Genomic DNA, 14,607 nt, shown 5'->3' with positions numbered 1-14,607 from the left:
CACAGGCAGTATAATAGCTGTATGGGGTGAGGGTATGGATATAATTGATTTACACTGCGATGCTCTATTGAAATTAACAACTTTAGAAGCAGCAAAATTTGAAGATGATGTACGTTTGCAAGCTAATCGACAGAGATTACAATTAGGGTGTGTTAAGGCACAAGTATTTGCTATTTTTATTAATCCTAAAATTCCGCAAAGTATGCAATTTTTAGAGGCAGTGCGGCAAATTGAAGCCTTCCATTCACATGTGTTACAAACTGAGGGCATGGTGCATATTACGGATTGGTCGCAATTAGATACTTTAGCTCCGCATGAAATTGGTGCAATTTTAAGCTTAGAGGGCTGTGGTCCAATCGGTGAAGATTTAGCAAAGCTTTCTGCAATATTAGATGCAGGAGTGAAGCTAGTCGGCTTAACGTGGAATGAAGAAAATGCTGTGGCCCACGGTGCTGAACAAGATGCAAGCCTTGGTTTAAAATCATTTGGTAAAGAGGTTATAGACTTACTAAATGAGCGAGATATTATTATCGATGTCTCGCATTTAAATGAACAGAGTTTCTGGGATGTCTTACCACTAGCGAAGCATATTATTGCGAGCCATAGCAATGCACGTGCAATTTGTGATCATCCAAGAAATTTAACGGACGCTCAGGCAAAAGCACTTGTCGAGCATGGAGGGCATATTCATGTTGTTTACTACCCGCCTTTTATCCATGACAATGCTACAATAGATGATTTAGTAGCGCATGTGAAGCATTTAGCGAATATAGTAGGGGTAGAGCACCTTGGATTAGGTTCAGACTTCGATGGAATAGATGCAACTGTAAAAGGATTAGCACACGCAGGAGAGGTACAAAATTTGTTAGAGGCGTTACGTGAACATTTTTCAACTGAAGAAGTTCGAGGTATTGCAAGTGAAAATTTTAGATGCTATGTAAAAAATGCAGCTGCCCGTTAAAGCTGCTGCATCTTTAACCAATTAAGCCGAGGCATAATTGATTAATATTAATAAAAGAAATATTGAATTAATAAACCGATTCCTAAGAGGAAGCCGAAGAATGTATTTGTTTGCGCTGTAAATTTCATCGCAGGCATAACTTCTTTCGCTTCTTTTTTATCGCGGAAAATTTGGATTGCACGAAGCGGTTTTAGAACGCTTAAGAAAATGATTAGAGCCCAAAAAGTAATTCCATCAATTGCTACAAGAGCAATTACCCATAAATATGAAACGATAAAAAAGCCAGATAGCACAGAAATGGCATTATCTCGACCTATTAAAATAGCAAGCGTTCTTCGACCACCCTCTGTATCGCCAACGATATCACGGATATTGTTGGACAGCATGATAGCTCCAACTAAAATCATACTTGGTACTGAAAGCAAAACAGCGTCTAATGTCACAGTAAGCGTTTGAATATAAAATGCGATTAAAACAATTCCCATTCCCATAACAGCGCCAGATACAATTTCTCCAAATGGTGAATAGGCTATTGGGTATGGTCCGCCAGTATATAAAAAACCAATAAGCATACAAACAAGCCCAACAGCAGCAAGCCACCAAGAGGTTGAGGCACATATGTAAATGCCGAGCAGCATAGCGATTGCGTAAAAGCTTAAGGCAATCATCATAATTGTTTTTGGTTGAACACCGTGACGCACAATTGTTCCGCCGATACCGACAGAATTTTCATTGTCCAATCCTAATTTGTAATCGTAATATTCATTGAACATATTTGTTGCTGCTTGTATAAGCATACTTGCAATGAGCATAGCAAAAAATAGTCCAAAATCAATTGTTTGTTTTTCAATTGCTAAAGCAATCGCTGTTCCTAAAAATACTGGAACGAATGAAGCGGTTAAAGTATGTGGACGTGTTAAATGCCACCAAACTTTAAAACCCCTATCAGCTTCAATGACTTTGGTCATAAGGTCTTTCTCTCCTTCGAATGTTGTAGACTATTCTTATTTTATACGAAGAATGAGAAAATGGATAGGTTCACAGCTTATTATATACAGTTCAGATCAATTATGCCTTGGCTTAATTGCGTCCGGAATCGGCTTTGTGCTTAGGCCTGCACGACGCAGGTCAGTTAGCCGTTATCGCATGGATGCGATGATTTTAGGCTAACATCCTATATTGAACTCCTTTCCGATTACGTGACATCCGCCGGAGGCTTTAGGCCAACACGATGTTGGTCACTCAGTCGTTGCCACAGGATGTGGCGTTCTTAGACTGAGTTCCTCTATTTCAGCGCCTGTTTGGACACCCGCTGAAGAGTAGCTTAAATCCGCATTCATTTCACCACCTATAGAGGAGGGAGTCTTCTGCTGAAAGAAGTTAAAATAAATGATACAATAGAACATGCATTTATGAACTGAAAACAATCATTAAGATAATAGCAACAGTACGAAGAATAGGCTAGCAAATAAAAAATGACGGCTATTTTAAGAAAAAATATGATGCGAAAAAGTACAAATGCTCATGTCATTCTACAAAGTTTTGGTCAATTGTTCTAAAGAAAAAGTTCAGCACCAAAAGTTTGGATGACATTTGTTAAAACGTCTACTAAGAACGAGTACAAAACATACATCATTCATTATGTACATTGCAACAACGGAGGTAATTTTCATGCAACAGAAGTGGTACCAAGCCACAGAGGTAGAAGTGGACTCTTTGGGCCAAAGCCTTCATTTTTATATGGAAACAATTGAAGTTAGTCGCTTATCGGCGCTCGCATTTTATGCAGCGGGCGAGGAGCATTATAAAGGTGAACGATTTTATTGGCAAAATAGAGAAAAAACGATGACATTAGTAGGGCTAGGACATGCCTATACAATTCAAAATAACGCCAAAAATGATCGCTTCGATGCAGTAGAAGCAGAGTGGAAAAATTTAACGAAAAACTGTGTGAAGGGACAAAGCGAGCTACAGCCAATTTTGTTTGGCGGCTTTACATTCGATCCACAAAATGAAGTAACTGGGGAATGGACAGACTTTCCAGAGGCTTATTTTGCACTTGCAACTTACCAGCTTGTTATTCGTAATGACAAAGCGTTTGTAAGTATTCATCTTATTTCCAAAAATGAGCAAGCAGCATCTCAATTTGAAGCGCTACGTAAAGAGCGAGATCATTTAATTCATGCAGCTCAAGTAAAAGAAGTGAAAACGTATTCAAAACCTGAAATCACAAGTTACTTTGAGCCATACAAGGAGCCGTATTTAGCTTCGATTGACCAAGTAACAGTATTGATTAAGCAGAAGAAAGCAGATAAAGTCGTTATTGCACGCTCACTTGCATTGCAATTTAAAGAACAAGTTTCTTCACCACAGGTACTCTCACAAATTATTCATGAGCAGCCAGAGAGCTATTTATTTGGTTTAGAACGTCAACAATTATTGTTCTTTGGTGCGTCCCCTGAACGTCTTGTAAAAGTAGAAGAGGGACGAGCCTTTTCATCTTGTGTAGCAGGCTCTATTAAACGTGGTAAGACAGCAGAGGAAGATGAAGCCTTTGGACAAAGCTTATTAAATGATGCGAAAAATGGTGGCGAGCATCAATATGTTGTCGATATGATTGCGGAAACATTCCGTAAAAATTGTATAGAGATGACAATACCTGATGGCCCACGCTTACTAAAAATTAGAGATATACAACATTTATATACACCTGTTGAAGGTCAGTTAAATAATGAGGCAACAATATTACAACTGACAAAATCTTTGCATCCAACGCCAGCTTTAGGCGGTGTGCCAAGGAAAGAGGCAATGGCAGCTATACGTAAGTATGAGCCTATGAATCGTGGGCTTTACGCTGCTCCAATTGGTTGGGTAGATGCTGATGGCAATGGGGAATTTGCAGTGGCCATTCGTTCGGCTGCTTTACTTAAGGACAAAGCTTATTTATATGCTGGTGGCGGTATTGTAGCAGATTCAGAGCCACAATCTGAATATGAGGAAACATTAGTAAAATTCCGTCCAATGCTTCGTGCGCTAGGAGGACAATTACATGAGTGAACGGAAAATATTAACGGATTATGTTTATAAAATGGTAGCATCACTAGTACAAGCTGGTGTTGAAAACGTTGTTGTCAGCCCTGGCTCACGTTCGACACCTTTAGCTTATGCATTTGCTTCAACGAAACAGCTTCATATGTATCGTCAAGTTGATGAACGATCAGCTGCCTTTTTTGCGCTAGGAATTGCAAAGGCTACAGCACAACCTGTTGTTCTTTTATGTACATCGGGAACAGCTGCGGCAAACTATTTTCCTGCCATTGTTGAGGCAAGTTATGCTCGTGTACCGTTAATCGTCATTACAGCTGATCGTCCTCATGAATTGCGAGAGGTAGGTGCACCACAGGCTATTAATCAACCGAATTTATATGGTACGAATGTCAAATGGAGCGTGGATTTCCCTTTGGCAGATGGTGCCGCACCAACCTTGCCGTTTATTGAGCGTCATACTGCACGTGCGGTGGCAGTGGCAATGAGCGCACCATTTGGACCAGTGCATATTAATGTACCGTTCAGAGAACCTTTGTTGATTGATTTTCAAGAGGAACTTCCAGAAGCGATATTTAAGCAGAGCAGTATGGGTCAGTTAGTACCTTCAAAGGAGACTCAACAAGAGCTATCGGACATTTTACGTGCAACCAAAAGAGGTTTTATTATTATTGGTGAGCTAGCACTCGGTACAGATTTAACAATTATGTGGGACTTTATTCGCCAATTAAAATGGCCGGTTATTGTCGAGAGTTTATCTAATATGCGGTCGTCTGTCCCAGAAGATTGTCTGCCTTATATGATCACGACGTATGATGCCATTATGAAAAGTGAAGATTTTAAAGCATTAGTTGAACCAGATACGGTGCTACGTTTAGGAGCACAGCCTGTTTCTAAATTTATCATGCAATTTATTACGAAATGTCAGCCTGATGCTTATATTGTTGTCGATGAAGATCCGATGTTCCGTGATTCTACAGGTGTGTCTACTCATTTTGTTCATGCTAGTGTTGGTGAGTGGCTCACGCAATTAGCAATCTCTGAAACAGCACTAGAAACAGCGTATTTAGCTGAGTGGCAGGATGCTAATGATATTGCACTTGAGTATATTGAACATTATGCTGACGGTGCGATTGATGAAGGAGCAATGGTAAGTCGATTACTAAAATTGATTCCGAATGGCAGTGATATTTTTGTTAGTAGCAGTATGCCAGTGCGTGATATTGATACGTTTTTAATGGCAACACCGAAGGATATTCGGATTGTTGCGAATCGTGGAACGAATGGTATTGATGGTGTCGTATCAACTGCAATGGGCTTTAGTCAAGGGAATAATCGTGAAACCTACTTGCTTATTGGTGATTTAGCCTTTTTACATGATGTCAACGGTCTCATTGCTTCAAGATACCAGGAATGCAATTTGACAATAATCGTTATGAATAATGATGGTGGCGGTATTTTCTCTTATTTACCACAATCTACAGTTGAGGCGCATTATGAAGATTTATTTGGTACGCCAACAGCCCTTAAATTCAATGATATTGCCAATATGTACGATATGGATTATATACGAGTAGATGATATTTCAGAGCTATCAGTAAAGTTTACTACGATGAAAAAACGACCAATGCGCTTAATTGAGATTTTCACGAATCGAGAGGAAAATGTATATGCGCATCGTGCGTTATGGAATCGCATAAACGCAGGGTTAAAAGCATGGCAAAGCTAATGATTCGAGGGCTTGAAACATACGTAGAAATCTGGAATGAAGAAGCGGAGCAAACACTCGTTGCATTGCACGGTTTTACAGGTAGTACAGCTACATGGCGAAATTTAGCGAAAGCTCTGCCAAGTGTACGAGTTATTGCCATTGATTTAATTGGCCATGGACAAACAGCTATACCTCAACAAATTAGTCGTTTCTCTATGCAAGAACAAATCCAAGATTTAGAGGAAGTTTTTGGCCAGCTACAGCTCAAGAAATTTACGCTACTAGGCTATTCAATGGGCGGAAGAGTTGCGTTATCGTATTCAACTTTCTACCCAGAACGTATTGACAAGCTCATTTTAGAAAGCGCTTCTCCAGGCTTACGAACTTCTAAGGAGCGTGCTGAACGCTGTCAGAGAGATAACGCTCTAGCTGAAAAAATAATTAGTAACGGTTTGTTATCATTTGTTAATGCGTGGGAGAACATTCCTTTGTTTGAATCTCAAAAGCGCTTATCCCATAGTGTACAAGAAGCTATTCGATTAGAACGACTTTCTCAGAAGGAGGAAGGCTTGGCAGGTAGCTTACGAGGGATTGGTACAGGCAGTCAGACATCGAATTGGATGTCATTGGAGAAACTTGAATTTCCTGTTCTATTAATTACAGGCTCACTTGATGAGAAATTTTGTAAAATAGCACTAGAAATGAAAGCGTTATTAAAAAATGCCAAGCATACGACGGTAAATGACGCAGGACATGCAATTCATGTGGAAAATCCCGCTGAGTTTGCTACAATAGTAGAGGAGTATTTAACGTAATATACTTTTTACGTTATCGCCTCGATTTTGAACGAGACGAATTTAATTATTAGGAGGCAATTCAATGACACGTCAATGGACAAGTTTACATACTTATGAAGACATTAAGTATGAGTTCTATAACGGTATCGCAAAAATTACGATCAACCGTCCAGAAGTGCGCAACGCATTCCGACCAAAAACGGTAATGGAAATGATCGATGCCTTTTCACGTGCACGTGATGACAAAAATGTTGGAGTTATCATTTTAACTGGTGAAGGTGAGCATGCTTTCTGTTCAGGTGGAGACCAAAAAGTACGTGGCCATGGCGGCTACGTTGGTGAAGATGAAATCCCACGTCTAAACGTTCTTGATTTACAACGTTTAATCCGTGTTATTCCAAAACCTGTAGTAGCAATGGTTGCAGGTTATGCAATCGGTGGAGGACACGTATTACACGTTGTCTGTGACTTAACAATTGCTGCTGACAACGCTCGTTTTGGACAAACTGGACCAAAAGTTGGCTCATTCGATGCTGGGTATGGCTCTGGCTACCTTGCACGTATTATCGGACATAAAAAGGCGCGTGAAATTTGGTACCTTTGCCGTCAATATGATGCACAGCAAGCACTTGATATGGGATTAGTTAACACGGTTGTTCCTTATGAGCAACTAGAAGATGAAACTGTACAATGGTGTGAAGAAATGCTACAAATGTCTCCAACTGCTCTACGCTTCTTAAAAGCAGCAATGAATGCAGATACAGACGGTTTAGCAGGTCTTCAACAAATGGCTGGCGACGCTACTCTTCTTTACTACACAACAGATGAAGCTAAAGAAGGTCGTGACGCATTCAAAGAAAAACGTCAACCAGATTTCGGTCAATTCCCAAGATTCCCTTGATTATCTGAAACGTTGAACGGCTCGTATCTTAATGAGATACGAGCTTTTTGTATATCTAAAGGAACGAGACGGATAAACTTGCTAGAGTGACGGAAAGTTGTGGATAGCGACGGAACATGATGGACCAAGATGAATTGCGGCGGAACCTGAAGCTTTAGCGACGGAACGACATGCAATAGCGACGGAACCACGGAACCTGAAGCTTTAGCAACGGACCAAGATGTATTAGCGACGGAAAGCCATACTTTAGCAGCGGGACAGCATGTCAAGTGACCTAAATTGCATTAATCAAGTAGCGGAAAATCGTGTCGGAGTACCGAATAGACGGATGATGCGATAAAGCGGTAAGATTAGGCTGATTGGAGGAATAATGAGATGTATTTAAATTGGATTTTACAGCGAGCGTATTTAACACCTTTACGAAACGGTTTAACATATAATGGGCAGACTTGGACATTTCAAGAATTAAATGATTTATCGTTAAAACGTGCACGTCAACTTACAGCACTGGATATTAAGCAAGGAGACCGTATTGCCATAATGGGGCCGAGTAAGCCTTCCTTGGTCATTATGATGTACGCGTGTATGCATTTACAATGTGAAATGGTCATGCTAAATCGTAGGCTAACACAGGATGAAATTGCCTATCAGCTAGAGGATTCAAAAGCTATGGCAGTATTAATTGCAGATGAGGATGTTGAAAAATTACCATCACATACGTCTTATTATTTATTTTCTACTATAGAAAAAAGTACAGAAGCGGCTATTGATATTACGAAAGAATGGTCTTTAAACCAAACGACATCGATTATGTATACATCTGGCACGACTGGTTTTCCAAAGGGCGTTTGTCAAACTGTCGGAAATCACCAGGCAAGTGCAACGGCCTCCGTTTTAAATATTGGTTTGCAGGCGGATGATACTTGGTTATGTGCTGTACCCCTTTTTCATATTAGTGGCTTTTCTATTTTAGTGCGCTCACTATTGTACGGTAATAAAGTACATTTATATGATCAATTTGATGCAGAAGCCATTTCCAAAAATATTATGGATGGCGAGGTTACACATATGTCGGTAGTCGCTGTCACATTGGAAAGGATTTTACATACCCTTGAAAAGAAAAACGCACAAGCCTCACCGAAATTTAAAATGATGCTAGCAGGTGGTGGGCCAGTGCCAGAAGATTATTTAAAGAGAGCGCATGCATTAAATTTAGCTGTAGCTCAAACGTATGGTATGACTGAAACTTCGTCACAAACTGCAACATTAGCAAATGAGGATGCGATGCGAAAAATTGGTTCTGCGGGAAAACCGTTATTTTTCAATCAAATTCGCATTGCTGAGCCGAATGACAATGGTGAAGGAGAAATTTGTATACGTGGCCCACACGTTACACCGGGGTATATTGGTCGTTTTGCCGACAAAAATGCAACGATTGATGGATGGCTTCATACTGGGGATATTGGTTATATAGATGGAGATGGTTATTTATTTGTCATTGATCGTCGGGCTGATTTAATTATTTCAGGTGGCGAAAATATTTATCCTGCTGAAATCGAAAATGTACTACTTACACACCCTGCTGTTAAAGAAGCGGGAGTATGTGGCATTGATGATGATGCTTGGGGGCAAGTACCAATCGCCTTTGTTGTATTAAAAGAAGAAGTACAGGTAGAGCAAATACGAGCATTTTGTCAAAAGAAGCTTGCGAAATATAAAATACCAAAAGATATTATTGTTACGGACGAGCTCCCTCGAAACGGTGCCAATAAGCTACTTCGTAGAAAATTAATGCAAGAATAAAAAAGAAGCCTCCATTATAGGTGTTTGACATTAAGGATTTAACAAAATGGGGGTAAAGCAATGAATTTTCAAGATTAGATGAAATTTAAAGGATCTATCTATTTAAACAAATTGTTTGAACCAGAATGAGAGTACTTATCGATAGGTGTAATGTGAACAATACCAAGGAGTTCGTGAAAATTAAAGATAAAGTTGAAATAGAAGCATCCTCAGAAGCTACTCATCGGAGCCCCCCAGGAGGCTTTGCTCTGTGTGAAAGCGAAGCGTCAGCGACAAAGCGCCTAGCCGGAACGGAAATCAACCCCTCATTTTGCCCAAAAGCCTACTTCCATTTGTTTTATTTAAACAATAGTTTTTTTAACACTATAAAGAAGTCTTCTTTTATAAGAAGGCTTCTTTTATTCGTTTTATGAATCATTTTTAGTAAATTTTTACGATTAAATTAATCATTCATTAACATAATAAGAAATTACACGCATAAACTAGTTATTAAAGGAGAAAGACTCATATGAGAAAATATATATATAATGTTGTCATTATATTATTTGTTCTACAAATGAGTCATGTGCAAGTATTCGCAAACTATGAACAAAAGAATATCGCAACGGCTAATACAATAGAAACACTACAACATCTTATTCAAAAACAAGTCATGCAATTATCTACTGAATTTGATATTCGTTATACTGGTAATACGTCGGAAATAAAAGATGAACTATCAGAGCTTGTAAAACATGCTATTCAGGATCCATATATTTACGCCAATATTTCTAGTTTTAAATGGAAATATGATGGCTATGCCAATAATATTGTCATTAGTTTTGTGTTTACCTATCATATTACACAGGAAGAGGAGGCATTCGTAGAACAGACTTTGACGAATATTATTACACCTATGCATGGATTAAGTGAATTGCAGAAAATACAGGCTGCACATGATTTTATCGTTCTATCTGCTGAATATTCGAAGGACACGAAAGGAAGTCAATATTCTCCCTACACATTGCTTACGGAGAACAAGGGAGTTTGTCAGGCATATGCTCTAGTGCTTTATCGAATGTTAGAGAAGCTAGGCTTTGAGGTACAATATGTACCAGGAAATGTAGGGGAACAATTACACGCCTGGGTTTTAGTGAAGCTTGATAATGAATGGTATCATATTGATGTTACATGGGATGATCCATTGCCTGATCGTAAGGGTGAGGTCCGTTATCATTATTTTTTAGTGTCTGATCGCCAATTAGCTCAGGATCACTCTTGGGACTATGCGAGTTTCCCAGCTGCTACAAGTGAAGCTTATGTTGATTTACAAAAAACGGATAAGGTTGAAGTTGTTACGAAACCAATACTGGATAGTCATTTTGCCTTTGATAAAGGGCTATTCATTTTAAGTAACAATAAACAAACAGTTAAACAATTAATAGATCCGTCTAGACTGCTTTTAAAAAGTAATAATAGCGATAATGCTGTTCAGGTGCATTTAAATGAATGGGAACCAATCATTTTAGAAAGTAATATAGCCCAAGTAAAGGGTAATCGAAAGATAACACAAAATGCTATCCATAAGAAAAAAGGGCTAAGTAGTATTTATAGAGTGGAAAAAAGAATGCCACAAGAAAAGTACGTCATAATAAAGGAGGTGCCCTATATTGTTCGGGGCACCTCCTTACTCATTTATTTTTGTTCATGTCCAAACGATTATTGCATTGCAGTATTTAAAGTTTTAATATTTCTCTTCATAAGGGTGAAGTAAGTTTCATTATTCTTTACATCATCTGCTGTTAAAACACTTAAATTATGCAATACAAGAGATTCTGCTCCAACCTCTTTTTGGATAACTTCAGCTAATTTAGAAGAGACATTTTGCTCGAATAAAATGTAGTGAATATGCAATTTATTTGCTTTATCAACAATCGCCGTAAGTTCTTTTTGAGAAGGCTCGTTTTGTGAATTTAACCCGGCTATTGGAACTTGCTTTAAGCCGTATTGTCCTGCGATATAGCCAAAAGCTGCATGAGATACGAAGAACGTTTTCTCTTGGGCTTTATCCGCCATAGCTTTAAATTCATTGTCTAAATCTTGTAGTTCTTTTACTAATGCCTCGTAGTTAGCTGTAAATGTAGCTTCTTGTGCTGGCATTTTGTCAACTAGAGTGTTTTTAATGGAAAGTGCTAAGTCTTGACTAATAGTTGGAGATAGCCAAACATGTGGATCTACATTACCGTGATCATGGTCCTCGTGTCCGTGTCCATCTTCATCTTCGTGATCATCATGTGAGTGACCTGTGCTCATAGCTAATTTTTCATCTGAAACCTGATCTGCAGTTGCTACCATTGTTACATCTTCATTAGCTAGAGTCTTTTTAGCATTTTCAACAAAGCCCTCTAGCCCTAAGCCTATATAGAAAAATATATCGGCATCTGCTAATTTCATCATATCTTTTTGTGTTGGCTCAAATGTGTGCTCATTGGCGCCGGCAGGGTAAATTGAAGAAACATCTACAAAATCGCCACCAATTCGTTGTGCAAAATAACTTAATGGATAGACAGTAGTATAAATTGTTAATTTATCCTTTGTCTCTGACTGTGTGGATGTAGCTGATTTATTTCCACAGGCAGCAGTGAATAGGGCAAGAACTGAAATTAAAAATAACAAAAATACTTTTTTCATGTTATAGTATACCTCTTTCAAATAGTAATCATTACGATTTGTTTTTTTGAACAGTTTCTATAATAACGCACATCTGTAAAAAGCACAAGAAAAAATGACCTTCGAAAATTAATTCTTTTTCGAAGGCCATTTTTCAGGTACTGGATCAAAGCCACCTGGATGGAAAGGATGGCATTTTGATATACGTTTAATTGTTAAATAGAATCCTTTAATGGCACCATGTTTTTGAAAAGCTTCAAGTCCATAGGAGGAGCATGTAGGATGGAAGCGACAAGATGGTGGTGTCATAGGTGATATAAATTTTCTGTAAAACTTAATGAGCCATATAAAGGGATATTTCATAGTTGTTTATCCTTTTGTTGAGCGTTGATTTGCTTAGGCTTAGCATCGATAGTTTGTGTAAAGAAATTGCTTTTTTTCTTCAACAAGACAATAACAGAAACGCCAAACATAAGCATCATCATTGCGATCATAATGATTATTGGTAATGGTACTCCCATTGCGTTCACTCCAAATTCTATTGTTAATCATATTATAAAAGAATGTCTTAAAAAAATGTACTAAATGAACTAGTCATCATCTTGATGAAAGCTTTGCTGTGGTTTATCATCGACTGTATGTTTAAAAGCATACGCACGGTTGACACTTAAAATAGTCGCGACCGTTACTAATATTACGATGATTGCTGCTACAACTAAGAGTGTGATTAAACTCATGGCATTCACTCCGTTCCTTATTCATACTTTCTATTATAAATTAGATAATCTTACTTAGTTGTGAAGGAAGTTTGACATTCCAGCGAATAAAACAGTCCTTTTACCACCATACTATGGTAAAAGGAGTGTTTTGTAGAGATGGATCGTCAACGTGTATATTTTTCACTTGCCAATAGAACGTATTATACAAATCCATATGCAGGACAGTGGAACTTTGAACTCAACATAGATCGCCAAGCATTAGATGTATTTGAAAAGATTTTTCAGCAAATGCAAATGTTAGAAATCGCGAATGCGTGGCGAGCACAATTGCCCTATATACAGTATCATCTTGATAGAGAAAATGATGAAATTGATTTGCGATTAAAAAAAATCTATGCACTTGTTCATGAGTATGGGGATGCGGATACGAAGGCATTTGTTGAACAACTTCCATATTTCAATAAACGTGTCTAAAGGTAGGGTCACTGAAAAACATCAGTGACTTTTTTTATTGATGAAAGCTAATTTCTCTTGGCACATGTTTTTAGGTAAAAAACATGATAATTTGTGGCACTCGAGATCGAATGCACATAATAGTAGATGTCGTATTACTTCTTGTTATATAGACGCCTATCGCACCGTTTAATGAAGTTAATATTAGTAATTTTATTTGTTGATTGTACATACGTGAATACTCTATAGTGAAATAAAAGGTCATCATGGTAACGCTGATTCGACTCAGTGTATGAATTTAGAATAAGGAGTTGAAGAGCATGTTTACATTTACAGATTTAAATGGTTTACAAGTGGATTTAAGTTTTAAAAGAGGCGAATTGGACACGGAGCCTAAACATGTACTTGTGTTATTAAAACATGAAAATAAGTGGTTATGTACGATCCATAAACGACGTGGTGTCGAGGTTCCAGGTGGAAAGCAAGAACCTGGGGAAACATTGGAGCAGGCAGCAATTAGGGAAGTATTCGAGGAGACTGGTGTGCATGTGAAAAATCTTAGATGGTTTGCAGAATACGCCGTTCATGATGACAATTTATTTTGTAAAACGGTCTTTACCGCGCAGTTTGCGGGACAGGAGGACATTGAATTCGATTTAGAAACTTCAGGGATGATTTGGCTAACGGATGAAGAATTTGCTCACCATCCACATTTAAGCTTTCATATGAAGGATGCAGGAATGCAGAAAATGCTGGAGGAGTTGAAGCATTATGATCAATGGTAAGATCGTTGGAAAACGTCCTTATCCTTCGCCTAATCCAGCTATTCGTTTAACGGAAATCACGTATATATCACATGGCCTACGTGTGAAGGGATTACTAGCGGAACCGAAGGCAGAGGGTACATATGATGGCTTTTTATATTTACGGGGAGGCATGCAAAGCATTGGCATGGTTAGACCTTCGCGTGTCGCGCAATTTGCAGCTCAAGGCTTTATCGTTTTTGCTCCATATTACCGTGGCAATCGAGGTGGAGAAGGTCGAGATGAATTTGCAGGAGCTGATCGGTATGACGCTGTATACGCAGTAGACGTGCTAAAACAGTTTTGCAATGATAATATTCATGTCTTTGGTTTTTCACGTGGTGGCATTATGGCGCTTTGGACTGCTATTTTACGTAGAGATATTACATCTGTTGTGACATGGGCAGGCGTGTCTGATGCAACAGCTACATATTGGGAGCGGACAGATATGCGCAGGATGATGAAGCGGGTTATTGGAGGGACGCCTAATCGTGTACCAGATGCTTATGATGCACGAACACCACTTTTTGAGATAGAGCACATTACAGCTCCAGTACTTATTATTCATGGCTATCGTGATGAAAATGTAGATATTGAGCATGCAAGACAATTAGAATTTTATTTAAAGGATGCTAATAAAAGATATGAAACATGGTATGATCCTCGCCATGCTCATCAGTTTCCACCGGCTGAAAATCGAGCAACAGTACATGCACTGTGTGATTGGATGAAACGTCAGTAGATGACGCTTTGAACTTTTTTGTT

General features: G+C 38.6%; 15 protein-coding genes. 10 read left to right on the top strand and 5 right to left on the bottom strand.

What is annotated here, in order from left to right:
• Positions 1–34 precede the first annotated feature (34 nt).
• A complete protein-coding gene (locus MY533_RS17380; RefSeq protein ID WP_248716954.1) occupies positions 35–961 on the top strand; it encodes a dipeptidase in 927 nt (308 codons plus the stop codon).
• Between the two features lie 47 nt (positions 962–1,008).
• On the opposite strand, the gene MY533_RS17375 is transcribed toward MY533_RS17380, so the two are convergent.
• Positions 1,009–1,929 (bottom strand): 1,4-dihydroxy-2-naphthoate polyprenyltransferase, encoded by a 921-nt coding sequence (locus MY533_RS17375; RefSeq protein ID WP_248716953.1) that lies wholly within the window; start codon positions 1,927–1,929, stop codon positions 1,009–1,011.
• Between the two features lie 703 nt (positions 1,930–2,632).
• Between MY533_RS17375 and MY533_RS17370 the strand changes: the two genes are divergently transcribed.
• The 6 genes from MY533_RS17370 (at position 2,633) to MY533_RS17345 (ending at position 10,971) form a co-directional block, all read left to right on the top strand.
• On the top strand, positions 2,633–4,018 hold the full coding sequence (locus tag MY533_RS17370; protein ID WP_248716952.1) for an isochorismate synthase: 1,386 nt from the start codon (positions 2,633–2,635) through the stop codon (positions 4,016–4,018).
• Positions 4,011–5,735, top strand: a complete 1,725-nt coding sequence (menD, locus tag MY533_RS17365) for a 2-succinyl-5-enolpyruvyl-6-hydroxy-3-cyclohexene-1-carboxylic-acid synthase (RefSeq protein WP_248716951.1) — start codon at positions 4,011–4,013, stop codon at positions 5,733–5,735. The genes MY533_RS17370 and menD overlap by 8 nt, the downstream gene beginning before the upstream one ends.
• Entirely contained in the window at positions 5,723–6,532 is an 810-nt protein-coding gene (gene menH, locus MY533_RS17360) for a 2-succinyl-6-hydroxy-2,4-cyclohexadiene-1-carboxylate synthase (RefSeq protein ID WP_248716950.1), read from the top strand. The genes menD and menH overlap by 13 nt, the downstream gene beginning before the upstream one ends.
• A gap of 64 nt (positions 6,533–6,596) precedes the next feature.
• The gene (gene menB, locus MY533_RS17355; RefSeq protein WP_132364614.1) at positions 6,597–7,415 is read left to right on the top strand and encodes a 1,4-dihydroxy-2-naphthoyl-CoA synthase; all 819 of its coding nucleotides are present in this window, start codon (positions 6,597–6,599) and stop codon (positions 7,413–7,415) included.
• Between the two features lie 375 nt (positions 7,416–7,790).
• Positions 7,791–9,218: an o-succinylbenzoate--CoA ligase gene (locus MY533_RS17350; RefSeq protein ID WP_248716949.1), complete on the top strand. Its 1,428-nt coding sequence runs from the start codon at positions 7,791–7,793 to the stop codon at positions 9,216–9,218.
• Between the two features lie 508 nt (positions 9,219–9,726).
• The gene (locus MY533_RS17345; RefSeq protein WP_248716948.1) at positions 9,727–10,971 is read left to right on the top strand and encodes a transglutaminase domain-containing protein; all 1,245 of its coding nucleotides are present in this window, start codon (positions 9,727–9,729) and stop codon (positions 10,969–10,971) included.
• On the opposite strand, the gene MY533_RS17340 is transcribed toward MY533_RS17345, so the two are convergent.
• From MY533_RS17340 to ytzI, 4 genes are all read right to left on the bottom strand, one after another.
• Positions 10,917–11,888: a metal ABC transporter solute-binding protein, Zn/Mn family gene (locus MY533_RS17340; RefSeq protein WP_248716947.1), complete on the bottom strand. Its 972-nt coding sequence runs from the start codon at positions 11,886–11,888 to the stop codon at positions 10,917–10,919. The two genes, MY533_RS17345 and MY533_RS17340, sit on opposite strands and share 55 nt — an antisense overlap.
• A gap of 108 nt (positions 11,889–11,996) precedes the next feature.
• Entirely contained in the window at positions 11,997–12,230 is a 234-nt protein-coding gene (gene yidD, locus MY533_RS17335; protein ID WP_082172819.1) for a membrane protein insertion efficiency factor YidD, read from the bottom strand.
• Positions 12,227–12,388 (bottom strand): hypothetical protein, encoded by a 162-nt coding sequence (locus MY533_RS17330; protein WP_248716946.1) that lies wholly within the window; start codon positions 12,386–12,388, stop codon positions 12,227–12,229. The genes yidD and MY533_RS17330 overlap by 4 nt, the downstream gene beginning before the upstream one ends.
• Before the next feature lie 69 nt (positions 12,389–12,457).
• Positions 12,458–12,604, bottom strand: a complete 147-nt coding sequence (gene ytzI, locus MY533_RS17325; RefSeq protein ID WP_132364604.1) for a YtzI protein — start codon at positions 12,602–12,604, stop codon at positions 12,458–12,460.
• Between the two features lie 138 nt (positions 12,605–12,742).
• Between ytzI and MY533_RS17320 the strand changes: the two genes are divergently transcribed.
• From MY533_RS17320 to MY533_RS17310, 3 genes are all read left to right on the top strand, one after another.
• Positions 12,743–13,060 carry a transposase gene (locus tag MY533_RS17320; protein WP_132364602.1) on the top strand — a complete coding sequence of 106 codons (318 nt, stop codon included), beginning with the start codon at positions 12,743–12,745 and terminating at the stop codon, positions 13,058–13,060.
• A gap of 299 nt (positions 13,061–13,359) precedes the next feature.
• Positions 13,360–13,824 (top strand): NUDIX domain-containing protein, encoded by a 465-nt coding sequence (locus tag MY533_RS17315; protein ID WP_248716945.1) that lies wholly within the window; start codon positions 13,360–13,362, stop codon positions 13,822–13,824.
• Positions 13,808–14,584, top strand: a complete 777-nt coding sequence (locus MY533_RS17310) for an alpha/beta hydrolase family protein (RefSeq protein WP_248719232.1) — start codon at positions 13,808–13,810, stop codon at positions 14,582–14,584. The genes MY533_RS17315 and MY533_RS17310 overlap by 17 nt, the downstream gene beginning before the upstream one ends.
• The last annotated feature ends 23 nt before the right edge of the window (positions 14,585–14,607 follow it).

It is taken from the genome of Lysinibacillus sp. Ag94 (assembly GCF_023242215.1).
Classification (GTDB): Bacteria; Bacillota; Bacilli; order Bacillales_A; family Planococcaceae; genus Lysinibacillus.
Note: the sequence above shows the minus strand (reverse complement) of the source record. Positions and strands in the feature narration are given on the sequence as shown.